This is a genomic window from Spirosoma flavus (assembly GCF_054778555.1).
The window spans coordinates 307710-332944 of the sequence record NZ_BAAGZL010000001.1 but is presented as its reverse complement, the minus strand read 5'-3'; the positions used below and the strand labels follow the sequence as shown (position 1 = coordinate 332944).

The window sequence follows — 25235 nt, the reverse complement described above, 5'->3', positions numbered from 1 at the left end:
TTCAGTTCCTAGGTTCTCAGTTAGTTGTCAAAGACTACCAGCCGAAAACTGTAAACCGAAAACCTGAACTAAAAACTGTGTTAATCGGCTGTCCAACCAGCGGGAGGAGCTTCCGTACCCGTGATCAGGTTGAACTTGTTGATATTCTGTGCTTGTAACGTAGCAAGTACGTTTTTGAACTCTGGGAATTTAGCCAGATTATCACCTTTCAGCGCAATCCGCAGGCCGTTGTTCGCTTTACGCGAATTAAATACCCAGTCTTTCAGCTCGTTTGTAGCAGCTGCTCCTGTTGAGTCTGTCGGAATACCTGGCTGCTTAATTTTCGCCTGTTGCTCTTTAGGCATACTCAGGAACGATTTAAGCTGGGCTATTGGCAAACCGAAGTTCGACATCAGGGCAAACTCTTTCTTTTCATTATCGGTGAAGGTAATACCTTTTGCGGCTGCGATATTGTCCAGCATGGCAATGCGATTCTGCTGGTTATCGATACCGAAATAGACTTTACCATCCTTGCCAAGACCAATGGTCATGATGTCCTTATCGGGTACTTTGATACCAGAGATAGACGAGGGAGTTTCAATACTGGCGGCATCCTGAGCCCGGAATTGGGCCGTTAGGATAAAGAACGTCAGCAACAGAAACGCTACGTCACACATCGCGGTCATATCCACCGACGAACTGGCACGTTTTACTTTAACTGCTGGCATAAGTTGTTCTGTTTCGACCTGCCCAAAAGGCAGGTGGGTTAATTACATCAACTTGTCAACGACTAGTAGTGAGCAGCAAAGTTCTGCTGGATGCTCAGACCGATTTCGTCGATGTTGTACGTCAGTACGTCGATGCGGCTGGTGAAGTAGCTATACATAATCGTAGCAATAGCAGCCGTACCGATACCAAGCGCCGTGTTTACAAGAGCCTCAGAGATACCCGTCGACAGAGCGGCTGTGTCAGGCTGCCCCGTAGCACCCATAGCTGCGAAGGCCCGAATCATACCAAGTACCGTTCCGAGCAGGGCGATCAGCGTAGATACCGAAGCCAGCGTAGCAATAATGGTTAGGTTCTTTTCCAGCATCGGCAGTTCAAGCGTAGTAGCTTCTTCTACTTCTTTCTGTAGGGCAACCAGTTTCTGCTCTTTGTTCAGTTCAGGATCCGTAGCCAGTTGCTGATACTTCAACAGAGCCGTTTTTACTACGTTGCCGATCGAACCTTTCTGACGGTCGCACTCCTGAATAGCAGCAGCTACTTCATTACGGTCAAGTTGACCTTTAATCTTCCGAACGAAATCATCGATCGAACCTGAACCATTTGCACGACCAATCGTGATAAAACGCTCGATCGAGAATACCAGTACCGTCAGAAAACAGGTAAACAGAATAGGTACGATGAATCCCCCCTTATACACGGTACCGAAATAATCGCCTGGGAGAGGTTCTTTGGTATTGTCGCCTTCCTGGAAGTGGCTGCCATCACCAAAGACGAACATGTACGTCAGGATACCGATGAGTAGCAGAACCGGGATTACGAACGCTGGATTCAGACCACCCGACGACTTCTTTTTTGGTGCTGGTGCTTTAGCGGGCGCTGGAGAGGGTGTTTGTGTTTTCATTGGAACTGGACTGTAGGGTTAAAATTAAAAGTTGGTTTACCCGGTAAAAAAAGTGAAAAATTTAGACTCTTTCGGTTTGTCCGGTTAAAAATTTAATAGAAATACCGTCGAACCTCCACAAAAATATGTGATTTCCGTTAAAAACCACACAATTCTATTTGGCAAATGTTTCACTCATATTGTAATTCAACAATAAATACTTGGATATATCTGACTTTGTTGAATTATTTTTTTGCGGATAATCAGGATCTTAAATCCTTGTTTGTCAATTCCTGAATCAAAAACCTTCCAAATAACACTCTACCTAATATGTAGTTAGGGAGGGGCATGGCTCATGAAATAATTGTTAAGAATGTTTTTATAAGCTCTCATAGAAAAATTAACCGTCTGTTTCTGGATAGATGCAACGTAGTGCCAGATTCCACAAACAACTTTAAAAAAATGTGGATTGGGGCGTTGAAAACATAACGGCGGCTTGGAAAGCGTACTACGTTCTATACGCTTTCATTCGACCAAACGTAGCAAGGCAATAAAAAAAGAGACGTAGTGTTTGCTACGTCTCTTCATCAATGTCGGGAAGGCGGGATTCGAACCCACGACCTCTTGCACCCCATGCAAGCACGCTACCGGACTGCGCTACATCCCGAAAGGGACTGCAAAACTAATGGATAATGAACAATGTGCAATGACTAACGTGTAATTTCTACCCTGCTACTTCCATTACACATTGTTCACTATCCTTTATTCATCAATTTCTCCCACTACCCTGCCTGGCCGGTGGAGGAGTACCTCCACGTTGTTGCATAGGATTCTGGCCCTGTGGCGCAAACGGGCTCTGCCGTTGCTTGAATAACTGGAATCGCGTGGGCTGTGATACGCGGGGGAACGAATTGTTCTCGGTATCGATGTCAGCGATTTCCTGATACGGGTCAAGCGTCCACTGCGTTACTTTCTTAGGGGTTGCAATGACCTTTTTAATCGATACGTCGTTGAAACGCCAGATTTCAGCTGGGAAGCGAGCCACCGAATCGGTACCGTCTTCAAACTGCATCCGAATGATAACCGGCATTGGAACACCACCCTTATTTTTCAACGAAAGCGTGTAGAAGTTCGTACCGGCCGTAGACGTAAGTGTGTTACGTTCCGATTCGCTCAGCGATGCCAGGTAATCCTGGTATTTCTTTTTGTCATTTTCGGTGACGGCATATGGGTCATAGCTATTATAGAAGTCGTTCATGGTCGAATCCTTAGCGACAACAGTTTCAGCTTTGGTAGCAGCGTCGCGTTGCTTGCTAATGGTGCCCGCCCTACGTTGCGCTTCGGCCTTCGCTGCGGCCTTCGTCGCAACCGGATCACCCGAATCTACCTGATACCATTCTACTTCTGTTAAATCCTGGTCGACAGGCTCGACGCCGTAGAACCACCCCTTCCAAAACCAGTCGAGGTCAACGCCAGAAGCATCTTCCAGCGTACGGAAGAAATCAGCAGGTTCGGGGCTTTTGAACGCCCAACGACGTGCATATTCCTTAAATGCATAATCGAATAATTCGCGGCCCATGACGGTTTCGCGCAGAATGTTGAGCGCTGTAGCTGGTTTGGCATAGGCATTTGGCCCGAGGCTAATAACGTTATCGGAAGAAGTCATGATTGGCGAAAGCACCGATTTATCCGACTTCATGTAATCGACAATGTATTGCGGCTCACCCCGGCGTGATGGAAATTCATAATCCCACTCTTTCTCGGCCAGATACTGACAGAATGTATTGAGTCCTTCGTCCATCCAGGTCCACTGACGCTCGTCGGAATTAACAATCATTGGGAAGAAGTTATGACCAACCTCGTGGATGATTACTCCAATCATTCCCGCTTTGGTCTGCGCCGAATACGTACCATCGGGCTCCGGCCGTCCACCATTGAACGATATCATTGGATACTCCATACCACCACCAGCCGTAGCGTGGCAAGAGATCGCTACCGGATACGGATATTTAATGGTACGGTTGCCATATGACTTCAGCGTATGTTCCACTACGCGGGTTGAATATTGCCCCCACAGCGGATTTCCTTCTTTTGAATAGAAAGACATACTCCAGATTTTGTGTCCATCTCCATAAACATCTGTTTGCATAGCATCCCAAATGAATTTACGGCTACTGGCAAAAGCGAAGTCGCGAACGTTCTGAGCGTTATAAACCCAAGTTTTCTTACCTTTCGTATCGCCGGGTTTCGCTTTCTCAGCGGCTTCGGCTTCGGCTTGAGTCACAATCACAACCGGCGTTTTCGACGTAGCAGCCTGCGCCATGCGTTTCTGCTGCGTAGCCGAGAGTACTGACTTATAGTTCTGACATTCGCCCGTTGCGCCAACTACGTGGTCACTTGGAACGGTGATGGCTACTTTATAGTTACCGAAAATTAGTGTAAACTCACCCTGCCCCAAAAACTGTTTATTCTGCCAGCCATTTACGTCGTTATAAGCACAAAGGCGAGGAAACCAGTGAGCAATAAAGTAATTGTAGTTACCATCTTTCGCGAAAAACTCCATCCCGCTACGTCCGTAATACTCGGTAATGAAGTAATTCCAGTCGACATTGAACGAATAGCTGGCACCTGGCTTCAGTGCCGTTGGCAGATCAATTCGCATCATGGTCTGGTTAATGGTATACTTCAGCGCCTTACCCGATTTGGCATCTTTTACCGCCGTGATTTTGTAACCGAATTTATCCGTCGCCTGCTGCTGGCTGCGCTCGCGTACGGACGTCAGATTTTGCAACTGAGAGAAACTCATGCCGCTTTCGCTAACGCCACCCGTTCGAGTAACGCTACCTGTAGAGCCTTTAGCAAACAGATTCTGATCGAGCTGGAGCCAGATGAAGGGTAATTCATCCGTCGAATTATTGTGATACGTAACGGTTTCTGACCCGATGATTTTTTGATTGGCGTCGTCCAGTTCTACTTTGATATCGTAATCAGCCCGGTTTTGGAAATAATCTTTACCAGGTGCTCCAGCGGCTGTGCGGAACGTATTGGGTGTCGGTAACATAGGACCCAGTTGTTCAAACCGCGTATTTGCGTTTTGAGTTGGGGCTGCTGGTGCCTGCGCACGTGCCGACCAAACTGAAACGGCCAGAGTGGCCGCCAGCAAAATTATCTTTTGCATAGTTAGGTTGTAGTTGTCATGAAATGCACGTAAAAGTAAATAAAAAGTATAAAATATATTAGCAGTTAATCTGATTGTAATGTACCAAAACCGTTACAACAACGTAGCGCTACGTTGTTTCACTACGTTCCATTGTCCGTAGTGCGGTTCCATACAGCTGTCGTTTAGACCGACCGATGAAAAAGTATTTTTTGTTTCAAATACCTATTCGTCCTTAATATTGCTACTTATACCATTACGTTACTTGTCCTAAAAAATGCTTTTTACCAGTTTTGAATTTGTCGTTCTGGTAATCATAACCCTGATTCTCTATTATTTACCACTGCTACGTCGGTGGCAAGTGCCAATACTTATTCTGGCGAGTCTGGTGTTTTATGCCGCCAATCAGGCCGATTTGCTGTGGTTACTATTACTTTCTGTTTCGATCAATATCGTTTCTAGTTACTTCGTAATTTACGGACGTAGCGACCGACGTCACTTTCATGCCGTCTGGGGCGTTGTGGCCAACCTGAGTATCCTTTGTTTTTTTAAATACGGCCCCCTATTGAGTCGTACGTTTTTGCCCGCCGATAGCTCACTGGCTGAGACGCTGATTGCGCTCCCGTTGCCCATTGGCATTTCCTTCTTTACGTTTCAGGGGATTAGTTTAGTAGTCGATACGTACCGAAACCGCGACGTACCACAATTTCGGTCGATGATCGCGAAAAATCTGGCGAAGCACGCACAAACCGTATTTTTCTTTAAAGCATTTTTTCCGCAATTAGTAGCTGGCCCAATCGTAAAAGCGTATTTTTTTCTACCCCAGATCAAGCCGAAGTTCTGGCAGGATATCCATTGGGATAAGTGTTTCCGGGCGTTGGTAGTTGGCTATTTTTTGAAGATGGTCATCGCCGACAACCTCAAAGACCACACGACTCTCATAACGTATCCGTACTTTGAAGCCTACTCATCGCTTACGTTAGTGGGACTATTGTTCGGTTATTCCATGCAGATTTTCGCCGATTTCGCTGGATATTCACTTATTGCGCTTGGTCTGGCTGGGCTATTTGGCTACGATTTCCCGATCAATTTCAACTTTCCATACGTAGCGGTTTCTTTTTCCGACTTCTGGCGACGCTGGCATATTTCTCTTTCTAGCTTCTTGCGCGAGTACTTATATATTCCTTTGGGTGGAAACCGGCACGGTGCATTTCGAACATACCTAAACCTGATGCTGACGATGGTTTTGGGTGGATTATGGCACGGAGCCGCCTGGAGTTATGCTATCTGGGGTTTTGCTCACGGACTTGCATTAGCTGTAGAGCGGTTTATTGACAATTTATTTCCAACGAAACCAACTCGTTTGAGTGAGTTCATTCGTGGTATTATCGTTTTCGCCTACGTAACCATTTTGTGGTTGTTGTTCAAACTACCTGATTTCAACCACGTTATCGCGTATTGCCGGGCGCTAGTGAATAACATCGACAAACCTAACGATGGGCGCGTGCTCAGTCTGATTGCGGTATATGCGCTGGCCGTTATTCTATATCACGTCAATTATCTGTTACGTGAACGTAGAAGCGAAGCCCAAAAGCACCCTGCCTGGGAGTTTGCGGCCTACGCCATCATGATTTTTTTAGTGATTACGAATAGTGGTTCGGGGGGAGCGTTTATCTATTTTCAATTCTAATGATTCGGAAAGCGCTATTCACAACGTTATTATTACTGCTGGCCTACAGCTTGTTCATTACTGTTTTTCGGAGCAGTATCCGGCGAACGGCACAAACGGTTGAGCAACGTAACACGGTCAAAGGCGAAGAATTCCTCTACGAAGACGGAGCGCAGGCCGATACAATCATTGTCGGATCTTCGATGAGTAACCGACTGCTTTTTGATAGCTTGCCGAGACACAAGGGCCATTATTACAATTTAGCGTTGGAAGGAATGACGTCGGAAGATGGGTTACAATTGATTGCCCATGCTGGCTACCGACCAAAGTTGGTATTGATCGAAATAAACACGTTTGATCGGAAGCCTGACACTACGTTCTTCCGCAAATTTATAGAACCCGGCTGGTCGCAAATTCGGGAATACCTACCAATCATGCGGCTTAAATATCAGCCAATTGGTGTCATGAAAGCCTTGCTACGTGACTGGCGCGGAGGAGCGACGGACGAAATCGTAGAAACAGTCGACACCGCTTTTGTAACACGTCTGGTGCATAAACGACTCAGCCAGACAAGTGATAAACCACAGGATAAAGCCCTACAAGAGACGATTGACGTAGCCGATACGTATATTCAGGACCTACAAAAGCGGGGCACGAAGCTGGTTTTTTTTGAGATGCCAACCGACCCGCGTATTCGCAACTCTAACGTCAGTCGTCGATTGCGGGAGTTGGTTAGCACTACGTTTCCTGCTTCACTGTATCAGCATATCCCCTACCCCGCTGATACCTATCAAACAACAGATGGCGTTCACCTGCCACGTAATGAGTGCGTTCGGTACACGCGCTATCTGTACGAGCAATTAACTATTTCGCAGCCAGCTTCTACGTCTGATTAGTAACGTAAGGCTACTGCATTAATTCATGCAGATACTCGTTGTTAATAATAAGCGAAAGAGCCATCCCCGCGACAATTCCCGAAACGACCAACACCCAGCGCAATCGGGATTTATGGAGAATATCCAGTACCACAAACGCCAGCAACAGCATTAGGCCGACAATCAGAAGCTGACCGATTTCCAGACCAATATTAAAAGACAGCAACGGCTTCACAATTTCGGCTTCTCGCCCCAGTAAACTGCGCAGATAGTTCGAAAACCCCATACCATGAATGAGGCCGAATGCCATCGCCAATCCATAACGAAGGCGGTTTCTGCTACGTTGATTTCCAGAAGTTGATTTTGATTTTGTCTCCTGAAAAAAGAAGTTGGTGAAAGCTGTAATCAGAATAGTGATCGGAATTAAGAGTTCGATTACTTCAGTTTTATATTGAATCAGCCGGAGCGTTGCCAGCGCTAATGTAATAGAGTGCCCAATCGTGAAGGCTGTTACCAAAATCAAAACCTGCCGCCATTGTTGAATGGTATAAACAGCACACAGAGCCACTACAAAAAGAATATGGTCATAGCCACTTGGGTCGGTGATATGATCGAACCCGAGTCGCAGGTAAATCAGAAAATCATCCATCAATAAAAGGAGAGTTTGAGAGGGTCAACATAGCAGTAACATCAGTAAAGCCGATTTATTTAAACCATTCAGCGTACATGACGTAGTTGTTGGCCGTGCGACTGAAAATTTCGGCCTGTTCTGGCGAGACAGCTTTTAGAAAACGAGCTGGATTTCCTGCATAAATTGATCCCGGCGGTACAATAGTATGTTGCGTAACAATGGCGCCAGCCGCAATAATACTTCCCGAACCTACCACAGCGCCATCCATCACAATAGCGCCCATGCCGACTAATACGTTGTCTTCGAGCGTACAGCCATGCACAACGGCATTGTGGGCAATTGATACGTTGTTACCGATAGTTGTTTTATAACGCTGATACGTACAATGGATAACAGCCCCGTCCTGAATATTGGTCCGGTTGCCGATGGTGATGGTGTTTACATCGCCCCGCACCACGGCGTTGAACCAGACAGTACAATCGCTGCCCATGGTTATTTTCCCAACTAACGTAGCATTATCGGCAAACCAACAGTTTTCACCGAATTGAGGATGAATGCCATGCACAGGCTTTATCAATGCCATAGTTTAATGCTTATTTTTCGTTTGCGGCAAAAATAGGTAACGCGACCAACTTGTCCACATAGTCATTCTAACCATGTGCATAAGTTGGCCGCGTTACGTAGCAAGAGCGGTATTATTTGTCCAGCACGATTGTTTCGTGCACCAGATACGCGCCCGATTCCGTCGAAAGATTGTAAACAGTATTTACAGAACGTACTGATTTTTCAACACTAACTACGCGATACGTTACCGATTTGCCATTTTCCATTCGGTAAAGAATATCGCCAGTCGTTACGTTGCCTAATTGCTTTTGGCCAGTCGCCGTCAGAACAGGGTGGTTAGCCGTGGCTTCAACCAGGGTTAACGTAGCAGGGTTGTTACGTGTATTGGCGGTAAGCTCCTGAGTAGGTGCTAACCAAACGCTGGCCAGCGCAAAATTGCCCTTGTGCATATCCACACGTGTTACGTTCGTTGGAGCAAGCGATTTCGTCACTACGTTATATCCCATAATTACGTCACCCACCTGAACGGTGCTGATTGGTTTTGATGATCCATCAGCCAACGTAACGGGCGCAGTTGGCGCAAAACAGAAGTTATATTCTTCTTTTTTCTTAGCTCCACCTTCATCTGATTTACCAGCGCTGCCAGACAATAGGCCCGCCATCTCGCGTGAAAGCACGAACGTCAACGTCGACATTAAACCCGGCTCCTTTTCGCCAACGTATTTGAGGTCATCAATATAAGCATCCCAGGCTTTGCGATCGGCGGAAGCCCCTGGAATTACGAATGGCTTTATTTCATTGGTTTTTCCATTCTGATAGATGGCCAGGAGGCCGAGTTCTTTTGTATCTTCAGCAGAGAAGACCTTGTAGAGATAGATTTTTCGCGTGATGCCATCGCTGTACGCAAAGACATAAGCGGGACGTTCCTCATAACGATCCAGAATGAAGCCGCCCGATTTGAAGTATGTATCTTTATCGAGGTTGGCGATTTTGATGGCTTTGATCGCCTTCAACTGTTCAAGCGTCATGCTGGCCGAGGCCGTTTGCGCCCAAACGCGCTGACTCAATAACTGAGTTGCTACCGCGCAGCAAAGAAAAATCAGGATTGATAGTAGGTTGTTTTTCATGGTTTTAATGGCAGCAGGTTCCGGCTGCTGCCTCTAAGTCATTATGAGATAAGCGCTTATGTCAACAGCCAAAACCTGTTGACGCCTTTATTTCTTGCTATACTCCCCTACTCGCGCGTGAATCGCTTCAACGGTTCTACGTGCCGACGTAAACGCACCAGCCATCCAGGCCGTCAGGTACGTAGTGTGTTCACCTGCGAAATAGATGTTACCGTCTGGTTCGAGCAGGGCGGGGTAATATTTTTTTCGCGTAGCATCGTCGTAATTGGCCCAGCCGCCTTCGCTATAAGGCGTGCGATGCCAAGCCAACGAGAACGAATTCTCAAATTCACCGGAATACTGCGGATGTATTTTGGCACCCATCGTTAGAGCCAGTTTCTCGCGTTCAGCAAGGGGCAAAGCACCAACAGCTTCGGCCCGGCTGTAGAAGTTGTAGTAGCCGATCAACACTCCTTTTGCTTCCTGCAACCCAAACGACGGATACCATATCTGATTGATATCCATATTGGTACGTGTAATGCCACCGTAAATTCCGTCGTCTTCCTCCCAAAATCGGCGCTTGAATTGCAAACCAATTTTTCCCGTTTTCATGTAAGGAATAAAGTCGGCTGCCCGCTTAATCGTACCTGACAAATCCGATTCAAGATTTTTCAGCATCGGTAACGGTAATGTACAGACGCAAAATTCGCCGGTTAGTTCTACGGGTTTGCCATCTTTCTGGTAGACGACTCGGACTCCATTTTCGGTCTTTCGTAATTCCTTAACCGGGGCATTGAATACAATCTTGCCCATCAGCTTTTTTTCTAGCGCTTTAGGAATCGCATCCATGCCGCCGATGGGTTGCAGCAACGTAGCCTGTTGCTCATAAGCATAATCACCGACGTTGTAGAAAACTGGCTGCATGAAGCCCGAACGTAGCAAATCGGTCAATCCGTAAGGGTCCGTGAGCGTACCGGGTGTGTTACCAGCCCCTGGGTCACTCTTTGTTTTATAGCCGCGCCGATTTGTGCCTTTATACAGATGGGCTGTGTTTAAATCACCTTCGTTTTTCAGAAAGTCAATGAGTTTCTCTACGTCCTCTTTCGTCAATTGCTGATCCAGCGCCGACTGATCAAGGGCTTTAGATAGCAACTCCGCCGTATAGCCACGCATATCGTTGTGATAATCACTGATGCGCATCCGCCGATTTGCCAACTCACCCGTGCCGCCGTCGTTATAGAGATAAGCTGACTCGTTGGCACCATTGAAAAGCTGGAGTGGTACGTTCAACTCCTTGCAATATTGAAGAGTAAGCTGGTGGTGGTGCGGTATCCGGGCGGCTCCCCCGTTGAAATATTGACCATTATCGAACGAGCAGGTTTGAGGGCTGCCACCACCGATTTCGGTTTCTTTGGTACCGCCCCGAATCGTCCATACGCGCCCACCTGAGCGGGGACGAGCCTCCAGAACGGTGCATTCGTAGCCAAGTTTGCCGAGTTCGTAGGCGGCTGTCATACCGGCCAGACCTGCGCCTAAAATGATTACTTTTCGCCCTTTTCCGTCGTTGCGCTGTCCGTTGGCAGGCAAATTGAATGCTGAAGCAGGCGCTGGGTGAAGCATTCCCCACGCTAGAAGACTAGCATAACTGGCACTTGTCGCGTTGATGAAGTCGCGTCTTGTCATTCACTAAATGTTTAATGGATAATGATTAATGATAATTAGTTGACTATACATTATTCATTGATCATTATCCATTTTTTACCCTACTACTTTTTTAAAACCCTCTACGAAAATAGCCATCTCGTCCATCGTACCGACGCTAACCCGGCAGAACGGTTGTCCACCAAAATCGCGAGTCTGGATGCCAATGCCCTGCCCATACATTTGATTGCTGAAGGCAGCGGTTTTCATACGAATTGGGAATAGGATAAAATTGGTTGACGAAGGAATTACCTCATACCCTAAATCGGTAAGCGCTTTAGTGGTATAAGCGCGAGCTTTGGCATTTTCGGCCCGGCAATGATTCTGCCATTCTTTATCCTGATAACTGGCAATACCCGCCATCAACGTAGTGATACTAACGGCAAAGTCGCCGTTGGTATAGTCGCGTAAGGTTTTGAGCATCGCGGGTTGGGCGATAGCATACCCTAGTCGCAAGCCCGCAAAACCGTGTATTTTTGAGAACGTACGCGCCAGAATTACATTCAAGCCTTCGTTGACCAGTTTACCAAGTTTCGGACGATCGGCGGGTTCAAAGAAATCGATATAGGCTTCATCGATGAACACCGGAACTTTCGGTGCTACTTCGCGACAAAATGCTTCCAGTTCAGCCGTTGGTACAATGGTGCCCGTCGGGTTATTTGGATTAACGATATAAACCATTTTGACATCGGGCGTAATGGCGGCTTTAATCGCTGGGAGGTCAAATTTATAGTCTTTCGTCATCGGGATGGCTTTGATTTTTGCTCCAAACTTCTCAGCCCGTTGCAGCAAATCATCATACGTCATCACACTGGTCAGAATCGTGCCGCCACCTTTCGAAAAATAATCAGCGGCTGCCATCAGTACGTCCGATGAGCCAGGCGACATCATAATCTGCTCAGTTTTAACGCCATCGTCTGTAGCAATCAGTTTTTTTAGCTCAGCAAACTCCATCCAGGCATAGCGGTTTCCTATCTCAGTTGCCTTAATCAGGGCTTCTTTGGCGTTTTTCGAAATTCCCAGCGGATTCTCATTGGCAAACAGACGCGCCCGAAGTTTGGGCATATTACTAAATGGGTCGTCGGCAAATGCAAATTCATTCGTGAATGACGAAACGAAGGGAGTATTTGGCTTAGCAGCTTCGGCGGATGAGAACCGGGCAAGTCCTAAACCTGCCGTTAGAAGACCACTGGCACGGAGCCAGTCCCGACGTGTTAGTTGTGATGACATGGTATATAGTTTTTTGTATTAATCTTGGATAAAATAAAAGTAAAACAAAATGTAACTCGTTAGTAGATAGGGTTTTGTGAAAGTACGAATTAATGCCAACATAAAGTCATTTCCGCCACGAAAAAAACTTATGTGATATTTGGCAATAAACTCTGCAGGCCAAATTTCTTGACACACTAAAATGGGTTGAACAAAAGAAATTACAATTCTTTTATGTTTATCAAACTATCACTCGCTGATTTACTGAGTGGTCAATTGAACTCCGTTAAAAGTCGGAAAGGCCAATGTAAAACACTGGCCTTTCCGACTTTTAAACCTAAAACGGTACGTATTATTTTCTATAAATCAGTTGAACGTTACCAACGGCTGTTGCAGTTGCAGATGTTTGCAACGTATAACTAATTGGAGCAGTTAGAGCAAGTTCCTCGATGTTCTTGTTTTTCGTATAGGTGTACTTCTCTTCGTCACCAGAATCATACTTCAACGTCAGGTTATTGCTGTTATCAAACGTCCAAGTACCACCCGCATCATCAACCGTAACATTTTTAAATGTAGAGTTAAACGTATTATCTGAATAGATATCAATCGTTGACCCAACATTCTCAAAATAATAGAGGTCAATAGCAGCTCCATTGAAATTAGTTGCTGCTGGAAAACCACTTAATAACCCCCGGCTTAATTCCCATCGACCTACAATTGGCGACGCCGGTGTTACCGTATCCGTTTTATTACAGGACGTGAGACCCCACAGCGAGGCCATCAGGCAAAGTACATACACATAACGCTTCATAAGCAGTTGAATTTAGTCTATTCGGGGTTTGAAAAAGTACCAGGAGCGTAAACTACAAAAAAAACAGATAGTCGACTACTTTTATTACGCCGATGGAAAGCCAGTTGATGCAAACAACGACATTTTTTGAGAATTTGGTGCTTAACGCAGGTTAGGCACGGGTAAAACAGGTAAACTTTCGTTCCCATCGTTACTCACCGACTGCACGGCGAAATAGTAATTATCTTTCGAGAAAGGCAGCGTCATTCCCAGCTTGGTCGTATAGAATTTCTTCTGCCAAAAGGGCCAGTGCGTTTCGCGCATCAGCACGTAGTACCCTTTCACAGTACCCGTTTTGGGCGCTTGCCAGTACAAAACCGTTGAGTTGGTCAGATTCCGAACATCAACCGTTACGTTCTGTGGCACCGTCGGCGACTTTGCCAGATTAGCTAACGTAGCAAGGTTCACAGCGGTGTTTTTGCGCAGGTATTCGAAATCCATAAACTTTGGATAATCGCCGAATTCAATACCATTTTCGGTACGTAGATCCTGGTGCTGATGTTCGTAGTTTTCGTTCATTTCGGTAATACGGACGGCAGCAAAACCGCGCTGAACATAAGGCGTATGGTCGCCCCCGCGCAGATAGCGGTCGTTGCGGTAAACCATCACTACTTCCAGGTTTTCGACGTAGCGTTCACCAATTTCTTTCAGATACCGGGCCAGTGTTCGGGCTTTTCCATCATTCTCATTACCAAACCGTTGAATCTGAGCGATACGTCCGGTAGTGTCTTTCAGCAGACTGGAAGGCAGCCCTTCACTGAAAACACGTAGCCGGGTGTTGTCGATGATACGTGTATCACTGGAATTGTTGCTGCCCATGATGTCATTGTTCAGAACGGCCTCTACGTTCCATTTTTCCTTGATAGCCCGTTCGGAAAGATGCTCAGCTCCTAGAAGTCCCTGTTCTTCACCTGTTAACGTAACGAAAACAACTGTGGCAGGAAACGATGATTTGCTCATTACCCGACAAAGCTCAATCACGGCTGCTGTGCCAGAACCATCGTCATTAGCACCCGGCGCGTCTGATTCGCGGTTCATTACGTTGGTTACGCGGCTGTCCATATGTCCCTGCACAATGAATATGCGGTTATCGTTCGGGTCGGAGCCTTTGAGCGTCGCCATTACGTTGCCCATGTTGGCCGGTTTATCGACACGACGGCCATCGGGTTGGAGCATCCACGTATCGAGGGTCGCCGTGAGTCGTCCGTTCGATTGTTTGGCGTACTGATTGAATTTCCCCAGAATCCATTGGCGGGCTGCACCTAGTCCTTTTTTGGCGGGCGACGTAGTGGCATCGGCGGGTACGCTCAGCGTATGCCGCGTACCAAAACTGACGAGACCGTTGATATGCGCCCGCAGACTATCAGCCGAAATTTGGGCAACGAGATCAGCAATTTGCGTATCGCGATTCAAAACAACGGTCTGCGCTTGCAGGAACGGAGGAAAAAACAAGGACAAGATAAAGAGATAACGTAACGTTTGGGATCGCATAAGTTTGCTGGAAGATTAATAAACGAAACTAACAAAAAAGCGCAAGCTGGGGGCTTACGCTACGTTATTCCGTAAAAATTCTCAAAAAGACCAGGCAACACCCACTCCCGGAGCAAGCCGGCCAGTCAACGGAAGTGGAGCTAAAGACAGGCCAACTCTCGGCTGACGTAGCATCTGATTGTACCGTGTTACAGCTTTGTTGACCTGACTGTTACCAATAATAGTGAACGTAAGCGAAGCGGCAATTGCTCCCCCATACACCGTCCAGTACGTACCGTTGTTTTTAGTGCTGGTCAAAACAATATACGCCAACGGAATCAACGCCGACAGTCGGCTCAGGGTAGTCATCGTGCGAAACGTCTGAAAGCGATGATTGACTTCGCCGTCATTCAGCTCAAAAAAAGGAACTTCCAGCGAATAGGGAGACGACAGTTTTTTGCCCCCGTAGAAATAAATGCTTCCTAACGACGAACCATAAGCCCGCTCAATAGGCAGCAAATGCGCCGGAACTGGCACTGTTCGGTAATGCGACGTATCGTCCTGACGCTGAGCGTGCGCCGTCAGGGAAAGCAGAATCAATGAGATACACAATAGAATGTATTGCATACGGACAGAACGAAAAACAACGCGATTTAGCAGATGACAATGTAAAAACAATGACGCTTTTTCAGGAAGCGTCATTGTGCGTCAAACCTATTTAAACCTTTTTGTCATGGTGACAATAAATTTACTTTACTACTTTCAACGTACCCTGCATTAGTGATGAATGGCCGGGGAACGTACAAACAAACTGGTAATCGCCAGGAGTTGTAGGCGCGAGGAAATAAATGCTTTCAGATGTTTCGGGCTGGAGAATGTTTGTGTGATACAGTACGTTCGCCGTGGCCGGTACGTAGTTCATTTTAGGCCCGTTCAGGTTTAGTTTTAAAGCTGCATCGCCAACGGCATTGGCCGCAGCCGGTTTCGTAATAACGCAGTTGTGCAGCATATCGTCGTTGTTGTTGAAAACGAGTTTAATACGGCTACCCGCTTTCACTTCCAAACTCTCAACGTCAAATTTTAAACCCGGTTTAGTGCCGATGGTGATGGTCTGATCGGGGCCGTTCGTCCAGTCGGCGGGCATAGTGACGGTACGTTTGGCGTTTACTGATTTTACATTTTTAGCGGTCGTGGCTGCATCTTTTTTCTCTGCAGCCATCATTTCGGCATGATCGTGTTTGGCGGCAGCAATAACGCGTGCGGGCAAATTCAGTTTTTCGCCGGAAGCAATGGCGTTGAGCGTGTAATAACCCACCGAATGCAGCAACGGCATATTTGTAGCCGACCGAACGCCTTCAGCTTTCACTTCATGGATGTATCCTTCACGTAGCGCCGTGTCGGCCACAATGCGGGCGCTCATACCATCAGGAGCCACCACTACGCCCCGAATCGGTACAGGACGCGCATTTTCGATGGGGCTACCGTAGGTTTTGTGATACCGATACGTAAAGCTGTTTAGGCTGTAGCTTTCAGGATTTTCGGCCGTTTTTTTATCAACGGGAGACGTAAAGCTGACTTCAAAGCCATCAGGTTTCGACGTAATAGTTTTCATCTCAAACGGCATTTTTCCCGTCCAGACCAGCCGCTGAATCCCGTACGAATCTTTACCCGTTGCGGCCCACCCCCGGCTCGTCATCCCAACGAACATCGAACCATCCTGCCCCCAAACGGTTCGTATAATCCCCGATTGAAAACCCTCCCGGAATGGGAAACAAGCCCCTTGCCACTCGCCATTGACTTTTTCCAGCGCCACGCGCATAATTTTGCTATGTCCCTGATCGCCCACAAACAATTGATCGGTGAATGGTCCAAAAGCGCCGTTTGTTGTGTCTTGCTTAAAGTCAGACGTAGAAATTCCCATCAGCGTGTGCGGGAACCAGATAGCAGGTACTTTCAGGTTTTTAACCGTCTTCGCCACCTCAAACATTGGCTTCCCCGTACTCGGTACGTCTTCGGGCTTGAGACTCAGTGGTGAACCGGGCTCGCTCGTCCAGCGCAGCCCCGCCGGATTACCGGCGAAATCGCCTTTTGCCAAGTGGGTCATACGTCCTGAGCCAACCCAGTCGCCCTGGTTTTCGGTGTAGAAAATGCTACCATCACGTAGCACACCAAAGCCAGCGGGCGAGCGCATTCCCGTTGCCCAGGGCGTCATTTCACCCTTTTCAGTCAGTTTGAGCATCCAGCCGCGCCACTTAGCCAGACTAGCACCGTAGCCAATCCAGTCGAGGTTGAGCGTGATAACCATATCGCCATCGGGCAGCAGTACCGGGCCGTAACTATATTCGTGGTAGTTACCCGACAGCGGCCATTTGTAAAACGACTGGTATTCGTCGGCCTGATCGTCGCCGTCGTTGTCGATGAGTTTAGTCACTTCGCCCCGTTGCGTACAAAGGAAATAGCCTTTCGGGTGCCACATCAACCCCAACGGCTCGTGTAGGCCAGACGCAAATTTTTTGTAGGTTGGCATGCGGCTTCCCTGCATATACGGATTGCTAATGATCCAGACTTCGCCCCGGCGCGTACAGGCCGCCAATCGCCCGTCGGGCAGCGGAGCCAACCCACCAACTTCTAGCTTAATATCTTCGGGAATCGGAAGGGTCAATATGCGATAATAATCGCCTTCAACAGCCGGGCGCTGCGCAAAAGTGAGAGAGTGAAAGAGCGAAAGAGTGAACAGGAGCGCGAAGATGCTTACCAACTGTCTCATTCTACATTTTACATTATTCATTCTTCATTAAAATTTTAGGCTATTCGTAAGCCGTTTTTTGTAGGTCTTTCGGTTTGGAGCAACGTAACAGTTCCATCCTCGGCAACGGCTCCCAGCACCAGGCATTCGCTCATGAACGTAGCAATCTGCTTGGGTGGGAAATTCACTACAGCAACCACTTGTTTTCCAACCAATTCATCGGCCTGATACAGTTTTGTCAATTGAGCCGACGTGCGTTTCACTCCCAGATCACCAAAATCGAGCGTCAGTTTGTAAGCCGGTTTTCGAGCTTGCGGAAACGCTTCAACGGCAATGACAGTCGCCGTGCGGATTTCCACTTTTTCAAAATCAGCCCAGGTTAGGTAATCAGGTGTCATGATACGTTTGACGATGCTACGTCCAGTAGATAACGTAACGTTCTGGTGGTAACGTAGTGGTACTTACTTTAGAAAATAATCGAGTATTGCACCGAAGCCGCTCCATTTTTCATGTCGACCGGAAGCAGTAACTCCTGTTTGTTGTTACTCTGACGCGTTTTTACTTTAGCTTTCGGATCAATTCGAACGTAGTAATTCCGATCATTGATGGCATAGAGTCCTTTAGCTACCTCCTCAATCGACGTACCAGTGGCCAATCGGCAATAAGGCGTCCCGGTTGCAGAGCCCGACAACGTCAGCGTTCGCGTAAGGGTGCTTCCGGCCGGGTCGTCCTGGCTGGTTTGAATGGCATCGATAACGGATAATCCCCCTAGTTGATAATTCATTGTTGGGCGCCCCTGTTTATCAACCGTCTGACCTTTGTACTGCACTGTTTTTTCGTCGACACTGTCTGGCCAGACGGCGGACTCATTCTGAAGTAGCATCAACGGCGTTTGAGGAGGAGTGCGCACAACCGCTCCCAACGGGCTGAGCAACTGAGGTTCACCACGCTCGTACCACATTTCTGTTACGTTAGCGAAATCACCTTTCCAAACCTGGATCAGCGCCATCTGATTCAAATCGAGGGTGTAATGAATCCCTGTTGGCGAACCGACTGATAAGCTGTGGGTACGTTTCATCTTTTCGCCCGGTAACTGCACGAACGAACGAATCCGTTGAATTTTGTCCTGTGGACTGCTATAATCTGGGTTCACACTTACCAGCGCTACGGCGTCAGGCTCGGGCAGCGAAGCAGGCGCGTGAAGCGGTTGCGGACGCGTATCGGCCTGCGAAATAAACAAGCCTAATCCTGGCCGGAACCAAGACCGTGAAAAGTAGACACGAACATCGTGCGTACCGGCTGACAACGTAGTGGTTCCTATGGCGGTCATGCCCAGTTCGAGGTGGTTCACCGGAATCAACTCTTTTCCATCTACCCATAACGCAGCGGCACCTCCATGATCCAGTTCAAGTTGATACGTTCCGGCTTGCAGTACGTTCAGTTTTCCAGCAAAAAAGATCGAGTATTGACGCGGTTGTCCATAGGAGACTTCGTAGTTCAACGTGCTCGTTGTATCCTGTTTGAGCACTTTTTTCCGGGCGGCTTCCTGCGGATCAAGAATATAGCCCCCTTCCACAATCGTATAGTTGAGCGGCCCGCTCCAGCTTGCCAGATTGCGGGGCGACATAACCCGGTAACCAAGGTTACGAATGGCAACCGAACCTGTTTTCGCAGCCAGTGTCAACGGCCCTAAATTGTTGTTCGCCAGGGTCTGACTTTCTCGTAACGTAATACCATTGAGCGCCAGTTTTTCCAGGATTGATACCCCTCTGGTTTTACTTACTTTATACCAGACATCCACCGATTGCCACAAACCGGGCGCTTTCAGCACACGGGCCGATTCTGGCGTACCGCCCAGGCGGATGGCCTGTCCGGTTGGTAGTGTCAGTACTACGTCGGTTTTGGCCGCCATCAGCACGTCGACATGTAGTCGAAAATCGTCGGTAGGTTTGGCTAATGTAATTGGCTCTCCCGAACCAACCAGCATTGTGTTTCCAGTTTTGGGACGTAGCGACGTAGCATCGGCCGTAGGTGATAGCGAACCGGCTAACTCCCAACCGGTTGGGCGACTTAACTGAGCAAGCGAAACGGCGGGCAGGTCACTCTGGGCGTATAACGTAAAGGAGAGCAGCCAGGCGGTTAAAAAGGCGGTGCTGCGTTGGCTAAATAAAGTTCTATTTGTAAACATACAAGGAACAAAGCAGGCGTTCGTGCTTTTGTATCTATCAAAAGTAAGCAAACTCTCCTGTTTCCTGATTACGCCCAAAAACTTTTGCCAATAACGTACTGTTTATCTCACCAAACTCCAACCCAATTTACTCTCTGCCATGAACATACTGCTACTTGCATCCGTCCTGATGCTGGCCCCCAGCGGGGTAAAAACCCCTTCCTCGAAGGACGTAACACCGGCTAAAAAAGTAAAACGTCAGCCGCACGCTACGTCGGTACGTCCGGCTGTTCCAGTTGAGAATGATGGCCTTAAACTGACCAATGGTTTCCGCGCAGTAGTTTTTGCCGATAATCTGGGTAAAGCGCGTCACGTTGCCGTCAGTAACACAGGAACTGTTTTTGTGAAATTGGAAAAGTTAAACGATGGTAAAGGGATTGTGGCGCTTAGCGATAACAACGGCGACGGTCAGGCCGACCAGACTGTTACGTTCGGGAACTACGGAGGAACCGGTATGGGCATTTATAACGGTTATCTCTACGCGTCGTCTGATACGTCGGTGTATCGATATAAACTGACCAATGGCAAAGTGATGGAAACCACGCCCGCCGAAACCATCGTTACCGGCCTCAAGCTGGAGCGGCAGCACGCCAGTAAATCATTAGCGGTTTCGCCCGATGGCAAGCTGTACGTCAATTTCGGAGCGCCTTCAAACGCCTGTCAGGAGAAAGACCGACAAAAAGGCTCTAAAGGAATGGACCCTTGCCCGCTGCTCGAAAATTACGCCGGTATCTGGCAGTTCGATGCGAATAAGCCGAACCAGAAACAAGCTGACGGAAAGCGCTACGCAACGGGCATCCGCAACGCTGTAGCCCTCGACTGGAACACGGCCAACAATACGCTTTACGCCATGCAGCATGGTCGCGACAACCTGAACAACTGGGGCGGTATATTTACGGATGAAGTGAGCGCTGAATTTCCGTCGGAGGAATTCCTGATGGTGAAACAGGGATCGGATTTCGGCTGGCCCTACTGCTACAACGATCACAGCAAAAACAAGAAATTTCTGGCACCCGAATACGGTGGCGATGGCAAAACTGAAGATCGTTGCGCCGGAAAAGAAAAACCAATCATGGCGTTTCCTGGCCACTGGGCGCCCAATGATTTGCTGTTTTATACGGGTTCTGCATTTCCGGCCAAATATAAAAACGGCGCATTTATCTGTTTCCACGGCTCCTGGAATCGTGCTCCGCTGCAGCAGGGTGGTTATTTTATTGCTTTCGTTCCGTTTGGAAAAGATGGCCGACCTTCGGGCAATTATGAAGTATTTGCCGAAAACTTCGCGGGTGTAGCTGAACTAGGTAAACCGGGAACCAACGCAAATGCTGGCAAACTCGACCTGGCTAGCCCCGGCGATGCGAAAGCCCGCCCAATGGGTTTGGCAGAAGGCCCCGATGGTGCACTCTACGTAACGGATTCGGTAAAAGGAAAAGTCTGGCGGATAACGTATTCAGCGAAGCGGTAAGATAGTTGTTCCAGATATAGGCTTTAATGAAAGCGTTGAATCCTATATCTGAAATTTTGACGGATTTTGTAGGTTTGTTTATGAATCAGGATATTCGATGGGAGCAACGTTTTACAAACTTTAAAAAAGCGTTGTCACAACTCAACAAATTTATTGCTAAGGGTGAGCTGAATGAATTAGAAGAACAGGGACTTATTAAAGCATTTGAATATACATATGAACTAGCCTGGAAAACCCTACAAGACTTACTACGTGATAAGGGGTATCCAGATATTGCAGGGCCAAAACCTGTAGTAGAACAAGCTTATCAGGATGGCTATATTGATGGCCTAGCCTGGGTACGGATGGCTAAAAGCCGAAACTTAACTAGTCATACCTATAACGAAGAAACTGCTGAAGAAATCGCTGAAGCCGTGAAGAATGAATATGCAGGGCTATTTAACGATTTACAGACCAAGTTAGACGAAGAACAGTTGAGCAGACAACTATCTTTATTTGACACCGAATAGACATGCTTTACGGGTTAAGTAATGAACATTTATTGGATATAACTCGTACGGTAGCTGCGAACAGTCGTGTGCATCAGGCTGTGCTATTTGGTTCCAGAGCGAAAGGAACACAAAGGCCAGGCTCCGACATTGATATTGCTTTGAAGGGAAACGATTTAACATTTGACGATCTGGTATCGCTCGGTGTTGCGTTGGATGAATTATGGCTACCCTTTCGATTTGATTTGGTTCTTTATGATCGAATTAGTGAACCAGCTCTGCTCTCGCACATTGACCGTGTAGGTAAGGTAATAGTTCCTGCATAATTGATTAAACAGATTGTCACTTTTCGTAATAAATTACTTAGAAAGCCTAGCCATCTCATTCGTCAGAAATTGCTGAAACCGTTCCTGTAGCCCACGAAAATAACTCAGGTATTTCTCGCCCTCCTCAGTAACGATTGCCCCTCCCCCTTTTTCTCCGCCGGTCTGCGTCGACACCAACGGCGTATCGGCCTGCGTGTTCATCGACTGCACCAAGTCCCAGGCTCGTTTGTAAGACATCTGCATCGCCTTGGCCGCCTGATTGATGGAGCCGGTACGTTGAATGTGTCCTAGAAGTTCTAGCCGCCCAATGCCAATGAATCGTTCGGTAGCGTCAGCAGACGTAGTTTCGAGCCATATTCGGCCGTTGATACGTAGTGTTTTCATGGCAAAGGGTACTATTCATGACGAGAAAAATCAGATAACATGACTAAGGTACATGATGAAGCGAATCGTTGTTACTACCATGCAGTAATCTCCCGATATATTATTCGCTTGTTTCAGCTTCCGGTTGTACCTTGCCGCCGATAGTTTTCTCGCCTTGTGCGCCCTATTTTACTACGTCCTTTGTGCCACCTGGCGACCGTTCCCGCTATCGTAACGGTATATGGACAACGTCGAATTACTTTCCCGCATTCAGTTTGCTTTCACTATTGCTTTTCACTACATCTACCCGCCCCTAAGTATTGGTTTGGGCGTTTGTCTGGTGGTAATGGAAGGGCTTTACCTCAAAACAAAAAATAAGATTTACGAAGAATTGACCCGGTTCTGGGTTAAGATTTTCGCGCTCATTTTTGGTATTGGCGTCGCTACCGGTATCGTGATGGAGTTTGAATTCGGTACCAACTGGGCAACGTACTCACGCTACGTTGGTGATATTTTCGGGTCGGCGCTGGCGGCTGAGGGGATTTTTGCCTTTGCGCTGGAATCGGCCTTTCTAGGCGTCCTGCTTTTCGGATGGAATCGGGTTAGTCCACGCGTCCATTTTCTCGCTACGGTGCTGGTGGCGTTGGGTTCCATATTTTCGGCGCTCTGGATCGTAGTGGCTAACTCCTGGCAGCAAACGCCCGCTGGATATCGCATTGAGGGGCAGGGTATGCAGGCGCGGGCCATCGTAACCGATTTCTGGGAAATGATTTTCAATCCCTCGTCCGTCGAGCGGTATTCGCACGTATTGATTGGAGCGTTTCTGTCGGGATCATTTCTGGTGCTGAGCGTTAGCGCCTGGTATATTCTGAAGAAGAAACACGTAACACATGCCCAAACCGCCTTCCGGATTGCGCTCTGGGTGGCGGCTGTATCAGCGTTGGGGCAATTATTTACGGGCCATAAATCGGCGGAGGTGGTCACAAGATATCAACCGGCGAAACTAGCCGCTATGGAAGGGCATTTTGAGAAACTAGCTCCTGCCGATATGTACCTGATGGGTTGGGTCGACACAAAAAATCAGAAAACGACGGGCCTGAAAATTCCAGGGGGCCTTTCATTACTGGTACATCAGGATATGAAAGCACCTATTCCCGGCCTCAACAGTATTAAGCCCGAAAACCGCCCTACTGCTGTCAATTTTGTCTTTCAAACGTATCACCTGATGGTTGCTATCGGCATGACGCTGATTGGACTGACCCTGTTCAGCTTATTTCTGCTTTACCAGAAAAAACTGTTTCAGACGCGTTGGTTAATGACAGTTTTTGTGTTTGCTGTCTTGCTGCCGCAAATCGCGAATCAGGTGGGTTGGTACACTGCCGAAGTTGGTCGGCAACCGTGGGTAGTATACGGATTGCTACGTACTTCTGATGCGCTTTCACAGGCCGTCAAAGCCGAACACGTACTAGCCTCGCTAATCCTGTTCACGCTGATCTATGTCATGTTGTTCGCCCTGTTTCTTTACCTGCTAAACAAGAAAATACAGCACGGCCCCGACGTAGCATCGGAAGGTGAACCATCATCTTCACGCATGAATCCGTCGCTGATACCTTTAATGAGTGAAAGAGCGAAAGAGTGAAAGAGCGAAAATCATCCGGCAGGTAATTTCACTCTTTCAATCTTTCACCCTTTCACTCATTCACCCTTATGGATACGTTCCTTGGACTCGATTTACCCACCTGGTGGTTTTTGCTGATTGGAGCACTAATCACTGGGTATGGCATTTTGGACGGCTTTGATTTAGGGGCCGGAGCACTGCACCTTTTTTTCCGGAAAGAGCAAAGCCGACGTATCGCGCTCAACGCGATTGGGCCGGTTTGGGATGGCAATGAAGTCTGGCTGGTTATAGGCGCCGGGTCATTATTTGCTGCTTTTCCGCTTGTCTATGGCACCATTCTATCGGTTTTTTATCTACCGTTTATTTTATTTCTTGTCGCCATTATTTTCCGGGCCATTTCGATTGAGTTTCGCGGGAAAGAGCCGATGCAGTGGTGGCACCAGCTCTGGGATGTTAGTTATTGTGTATCCAGCATTGGTATTTCGTTGCTGCTGGGGCTGATACTTGGCAATCTCATTCAGGGAATTCCCTTGAACGCCAATCATGAATTTGTTGGCCGATTGCGCGACTTTTTCAACCCCTATGCCGGGCTGATTTCTATTACCGTACTATCGCTGTTTATGATGCACGGCGCCATGTATCTGCTCATGAAAACCGAAGATCGACTCTATGCCAAACTGACGATCATTGCCAACAATACGAGTAAATTCTTCATTCTGTGCTTTATCGCTACATCGCTCGCTACGTTGATTTACGTGCCACACATGACCGCTATATTCAAGAACAATCCCGAATTGTTCGTGCTACCGATGGCGGCTGTGTTCATTGTTCTGAACATTCGACGTAGCATTGAGAAGCGACAGTACCGGCGCGGCTTTATTTCGTCATCCATCACAACGGCCCTGCTGCTGATTCTGTTTGCGATGGGTTTATACCCCAATCTGGTCCTGTCGACGGTTGACCCGCGGGGGCACATCAGTATCTACGAAGCGGCTTCGTCTGATGCGTCACTACGTACCATGCTTTTGTTTGCCTTTATTGGAATGCCGTTGGTCGGTACATATACCGTGTTCATATTCTGGACGTTTCGTGGAAAAGTAAAGCTGGAAGATCACAGCTACTAAGTCTAACTAAAAAACCAGGCCACCCATCCTTTCGAATGAGTGGCCTGATCGAGCCGATAAT

At 47.7% G+C, this 25235-nt stretch carries 22 protein-coding genes and 1 tRNA gene; 7 read left to right on the top strand and 16 right to left on the bottom strand.

Going from position 1 to position 25235, the window contains the following annotated elements:
- Positions 1-80: 80 nt before the first annotated feature.
- The 4 genes from ACYVF1_RS01340 to ACYVF1_RS01325 form a co-directional block, all read right to left on the bottom strand.
- Positions 81-707, bottom strand: a complete 627-nt coding sequence (locus ACYVF1_RS01340; RefSeq protein WP_461074837.1) for an ExbD/TolR family protein — start codon at positions 705-707, stop codon at positions 81-83.
- 62 nt (positions 708-769) lie between these two features.
- Positions 770-1606, bottom strand: coding sequence for a MotA/TolQ/ExbB proton channel family protein (locus ACYVF1_RS01335; protein WP_461074835.1), 837 nt, complete (start codon positions 1604-1606; stop codon positions 770-772).
- A gap of 572 nt (positions 1607-2178) precedes the next feature.
- Positions 2179-2252, bottom strand: a tRNA-Pro gene (locus tag ACYVF1_RS01330).
- Positions 2253-2354: 102 nt separating this feature from the next.
- Complete coding sequence (locus ACYVF1_RS01325; protein WP_461074833.1) at positions 2355-4763, bottom strand: M1 family metallopeptidase; 2409 nt, start codon at positions 4761-4763, stop codon at positions 2355-2357.
- 256 nt (positions 4764-5019) lie between these two features.
- On the opposite strand from ACYVF1_RS01325, the gene ACYVF1_RS01320 reads away from it, so the two are divergent.
- Both ACYVF1_RS01320 and ACYVF1_RS01315 read left to right on the top strand, forming a co-directional pair.
- Positions 5020-6432 (top strand): MBOAT family O-acyltransferase, encoded by a 1413-nt coding sequence (locus ACYVF1_RS01320; RefSeq protein ID WP_461074831.1) that lies wholly within the window; start codon positions 5020-5022, stop codon positions 6430-6432.
- On the top strand, positions 6432-7307 hold the full coding sequence (locus tag ACYVF1_RS01315; protein ID WP_461074829.1) for a hypothetical protein: 876 nt from the start codon (positions 6432-6434) through the stop codon (positions 7305-7307). The genes ACYVF1_RS01320 and ACYVF1_RS01315 overlap by 1 nt, the downstream gene beginning before the upstream one ends.
- Positions 7308-7317: 10 nt before the next feature.
- On the opposite strand, the gene ACYVF1_RS01310 is transcribed toward ACYVF1_RS01315, so the two are convergent.
- From ACYVF1_RS01310 to ACYVF1_RS01260, 11 genes are all read right to left on the bottom strand, one after another.
- Positions 7318-7935 carry a HupE/UreJ family protein gene (locus ACYVF1_RS01310; protein ID WP_461074827.1) on the bottom strand — a complete coding sequence of 206 codons (618 nt, stop codon included), beginning with the start codon at positions 7933-7935 and terminating at the stop codon, positions 7318-7320.
- Positions 7936-7990: 55 nt separating this feature from the next.
- Entirely contained in the window at positions 7991-8500 is a 510-nt protein-coding gene (locus ACYVF1_RS01305) for a gamma carbonic anhydrase family protein (protein WP_461074825.1), read from the bottom strand.
- 112 nt (positions 8501-8612) lie between these two features.
- Positions 8613-9608 carry a Hint domain-containing protein gene (locus ACYVF1_RS01300; protein WP_461074823.1) on the bottom strand — a complete coding sequence of 332 codons (996 nt, stop codon included), beginning with the start codon at positions 9606-9608 and terminating at the stop codon, positions 8613-8615.
- 87 nt (positions 9609-9695) lie between these two features.
- Positions 9696-11270, bottom strand: a complete 1575-nt coding sequence (locus tag ACYVF1_RS01295) for a flavin monoamine oxidase family protein (protein WP_461074821.1) — start codon at positions 11268-11270, stop codon at positions 9696-9698.
- Between the two features lie 75 nt (positions 11271-11345).
- On the bottom strand, positions 11346-12518 hold the full coding sequence (locus ACYVF1_RS01290; protein WP_461074819.1) for a pyridoxal phosphate-dependent aminotransferase: 1173 nt from the start codon (positions 12516-12518) through the stop codon (positions 11346-11348).
- Positions 12519-12849: 331 nt separating this feature from the next.
- Entirely contained in the window at positions 12850-13308 is a 459-nt protein-coding gene (locus ACYVF1_RS01285) for a hypothetical protein (RefSeq protein WP_461074817.1), read from the bottom strand.
- Positions 13309-13449: 141 nt separating this feature from the next.
- The gene (locus tag ACYVF1_RS01280; protein WP_461074815.1) at positions 13450-14838 is read right to left on the bottom strand and encodes a M20/M25/M40 family metallo-hydrolase; all 1389 of its coding nucleotides are present in this window, start codon (positions 14836-14838) and stop codon (positions 13450-13452) included.
- Between the two features lie 81 nt (positions 14839-14919).
- Positions 14920-15444: a hypothetical protein gene (locus ACYVF1_RS01275; protein WP_461074813.1), complete on the bottom strand. Its 525-nt coding sequence runs from the start codon at positions 15442-15444 to the stop codon at positions 14920-14922.
- 121 nt (positions 15445-15565) lie between these two features.
- Positions 15566-17584: a plastocyanin/azurin family copper-binding protein gene (locus ACYVF1_RS01270; protein WP_461074811.1), complete on the bottom strand. Its 2019-nt coding sequence runs from the start codon at positions 17582-17584 to the stop codon at positions 15566-15568.
- 35 nt (positions 17585-17619) lie between these two features.
- A complete protein-coding gene (locus ACYVF1_RS01265; RefSeq protein WP_461074809.1) occupies positions 17620-17961 on the bottom strand; it encodes a tRNA-binding protein in 342 nt (113 codons plus the stop codon).
- 68 nt (positions 17962-18029) lie between these two features.
- Positions 18030-19751 (bottom strand): PA14 domain-containing protein, encoded by a 1722-nt coding sequence (locus tag ACYVF1_RS01260; RefSeq protein ID WP_461074807.1) that lies wholly within the window; start codon positions 19749-19751, stop codon positions 18030-18032.
- A 139-nt stretch (positions 19752-19890) separates the two neighbouring features.
- Between ACYVF1_RS01260 and ACYVF1_RS01255 the strand changes: the two genes are divergently transcribed.
- From ACYVF1_RS01255 to ACYVF1_RS01245, 3 genes are read left to right on the top strand one after another with little or no spacing between them, the layout of a single operon-like run.
- Positions 19891-21255 (top strand): PQQ-dependent sugar dehydrogenase, encoded by a 1365-nt coding sequence (locus ACYVF1_RS01255; protein WP_461074805.1) that lies wholly within the window; start codon positions 19891-19893, stop codon positions 21253-21255.
- A 26-nt stretch (positions 21256-21281) separates the two neighbouring features.
- Entirely contained in the window at positions 21282-21764 is a 483-nt protein-coding gene (locus ACYVF1_RS01250; RefSeq protein WP_461074803.1) for an HI0074 family nucleotidyltransferase substrate-binding subunit, read from the top strand.
- A gap of 2 nt (positions 21765-21766) precedes the next feature.
- Positions 21767-22069 carry a nucleotidyltransferase family protein gene (locus tag ACYVF1_RS01245; RefSeq protein ID WP_461074800.1) on the top strand — a complete coding sequence of 101 codons (303 nt, stop codon included), beginning with the start codon at positions 21767-21769 and terminating at the stop codon, positions 22067-22069.
- A gap of 33 nt (positions 22070-22102) precedes the next feature.
- Here ACYVF1_RS01245 and ACYVF1_RS01240 read toward each other — a convergent pair whose 3' ends face one another.
- Positions 22103-22453, bottom strand: a complete 351-nt coding sequence (locus ACYVF1_RS01240) for a winged helix-turn-helix domain-containing protein (RefSeq protein ID WP_461074798.1) — start codon at positions 22451-22453, stop codon at positions 22103-22105.
- Between the two features lie 220 nt (positions 22454-22673).
- On the opposite strand from ACYVF1_RS01240, the gene ACYVF1_RS01235 reads away from it, so the two are divergent.
- Positions 22674-24071, top strand: a complete 1398-nt coding sequence (locus ACYVF1_RS01235; protein WP_461074796.1) for a cytochrome ubiquinol oxidase subunit I — start codon at positions 22674-22676, stop codon at positions 24069-24071.
- A gap of 68 nt (positions 24072-24139) precedes the next feature.
- The gene (gene cydB, locus ACYVF1_RS01230) at positions 24140-25174 is read left to right on the top strand and encodes a cytochrome d ubiquinol oxidase subunit II (RefSeq protein WP_461074794.1); all 1035 of its coding nucleotides are present in this window, start codon (positions 24140-24142) and stop codon (positions 25172-25174) included.
- Positions 25175-25235 lie beyond the last annotated feature (61 nt).

Bases quoted from the DNA above. Each gene is read 5' to 3' on its own strand.
- ACYVF1_RS01280 (WP_461074815.1), bottom strand. From the start codon at position 14,838: ATGCGATCCCAAACGTTACGTTATCTCTTTATCTTGTCCTTGTTTTTT.
- ACYVF1_RS01305 (WP_461074825.1), bottom strand. From the start codon at position 8,500: ATGGCATTGATAAAGCCTGTGCATGGCATTCATCCTCAATTCGGTGAA.
- ACYVF1_RS01235 (WP_461074796.1), top strand. From the start codon at position 22,674: ATGGACAACGTCGAATTACTTTCCCGCATTCAGTTTGCTTTCACTATT.
- ACYVF1_RS01310 (WP_461074827.1), bottom strand. From the start codon at position 7,935: ATGGATGATTTTCTGATTTACCTGCGACTCGGGTTCGATCATATCACC.
- ACYVF1_RS01275 (WP_461074813.1), bottom strand. From the start codon at position 15,444: ATGCAATACATTCTATTGTGTATCTCATTGATTCTGCTTTCCCTGACG.
- ACYVF1_RS01325 (WP_461074833.1), bottom strand. From the start codon at position 4,763: ATGCAAAAGATAATTTTGCTGGCGGCCACTCTGGCCGTTTCAGTTTGG.
- ACYVF1_RS01315 (WP_461074829.1), top strand. From the start codon at position 6,432: ATGATTCGGAAAGCGCTATTCACAACGTTATTATTACTGCTGGCCTAC.
- ACYVF1_RS01250 (WP_461074803.1), top strand. From the start codon at position 21,282: ATGAAAGCGTTGAATCCTATATCTGAAATTTTGACGGATTTTGTAGGT.
- ACYVF1_RS01300 (WP_461074823.1), bottom strand. From the start codon at position 9,608: ATGAAAAACAACCTACTATCAATCCTGATTTTTCTTTGCTGCGCGGTA.
- ACYVF1_RS01290 (WP_461074819.1), bottom strand. From the start codon at position 12,518: ATGTCATCACAACTAACACGTCGGGACTGGCTCCGTGCCAGTGGTCTT.
- ACYVF1_RS01260 (WP_461074807.1), bottom strand. From the start codon at position 19,751: ATGTTTACAAATAGAACTTTATTTAGCCAACGCAGCACCGCCTTTTTA.
- ACYVF1_RS01255 (WP_461074805.1), top strand. From the start codon at position 19,891: ATGAACATACTGCTACTTGCATCCGTCCTGATGCTGGCCCCCAGCGGG.
- ACYVF1_RS01265 (WP_461074809.1), bottom strand. From the start codon at position 17,961: ATGACACCTGATTACCTAACCTGGGCTGATTTTGAAAAAGTGGAAATC.
- ACYVF1_RS01270 (WP_461074811.1), bottom strand. From the start codon at position 17,584: ATGAGACAGTTGGTAAGCATCTTCGCGCTCCTGTTCACTCTTTCGCTC.
- ACYVF1_RS01240 (WP_461074798.1), bottom strand. From the start codon at position 22,453: ATGAAAACACTACGTATCAACGGCCGAATATGGCTCGAAACTACGTCT.
- ACYVF1_RS01245 (WP_461074800.1), top strand. From the start codon at position 21,767: ATGCTTTACGGGTTAAGTAATGAACATTTATTGGATATAACTCGTACG.
- ACYVF1_RS01340 (WP_461074837.1), bottom strand. From the start codon at position 707: ATGCCAGCAGTTAAAGTAAAACGTGCCAGTTCGTCGGTGGATATGACC.
- ACYVF1_RS01285 (WP_461074817.1), bottom strand. From the start codon at position 13,308: ATGAAGCGTTATGTGTATGTACTTTGCCTGATGGCCTCGCTGTGGGGT.
- ACYVF1_RS01335 (WP_461074835.1), bottom strand. From the start codon at position 1,606: ATGAAAACACAAACACCCTCTCCAGCGCCCGCTAAAGCACCAGCACCA.
- cydB (WP_461074794.1), top strand. From the start codon at position 24,140: ATGGATACGTTCCTTGGACTCGATTTACCCACCTGGTGGTTTTTGCTG.
- ACYVF1_RS01320 (WP_461074831.1), top strand. From the start codon at position 5,020: ATGCTTTTTACCAGTTTTGAATTTGTCGTTCTGGTAATCATAACCCTG.
- ACYVF1_RS01295 (WP_461074821.1), bottom strand. From the start codon at position 11,270: ATGACAAGACGCGACTTCATCAACGCGACAAGTGCCAGTTATGCTAGT.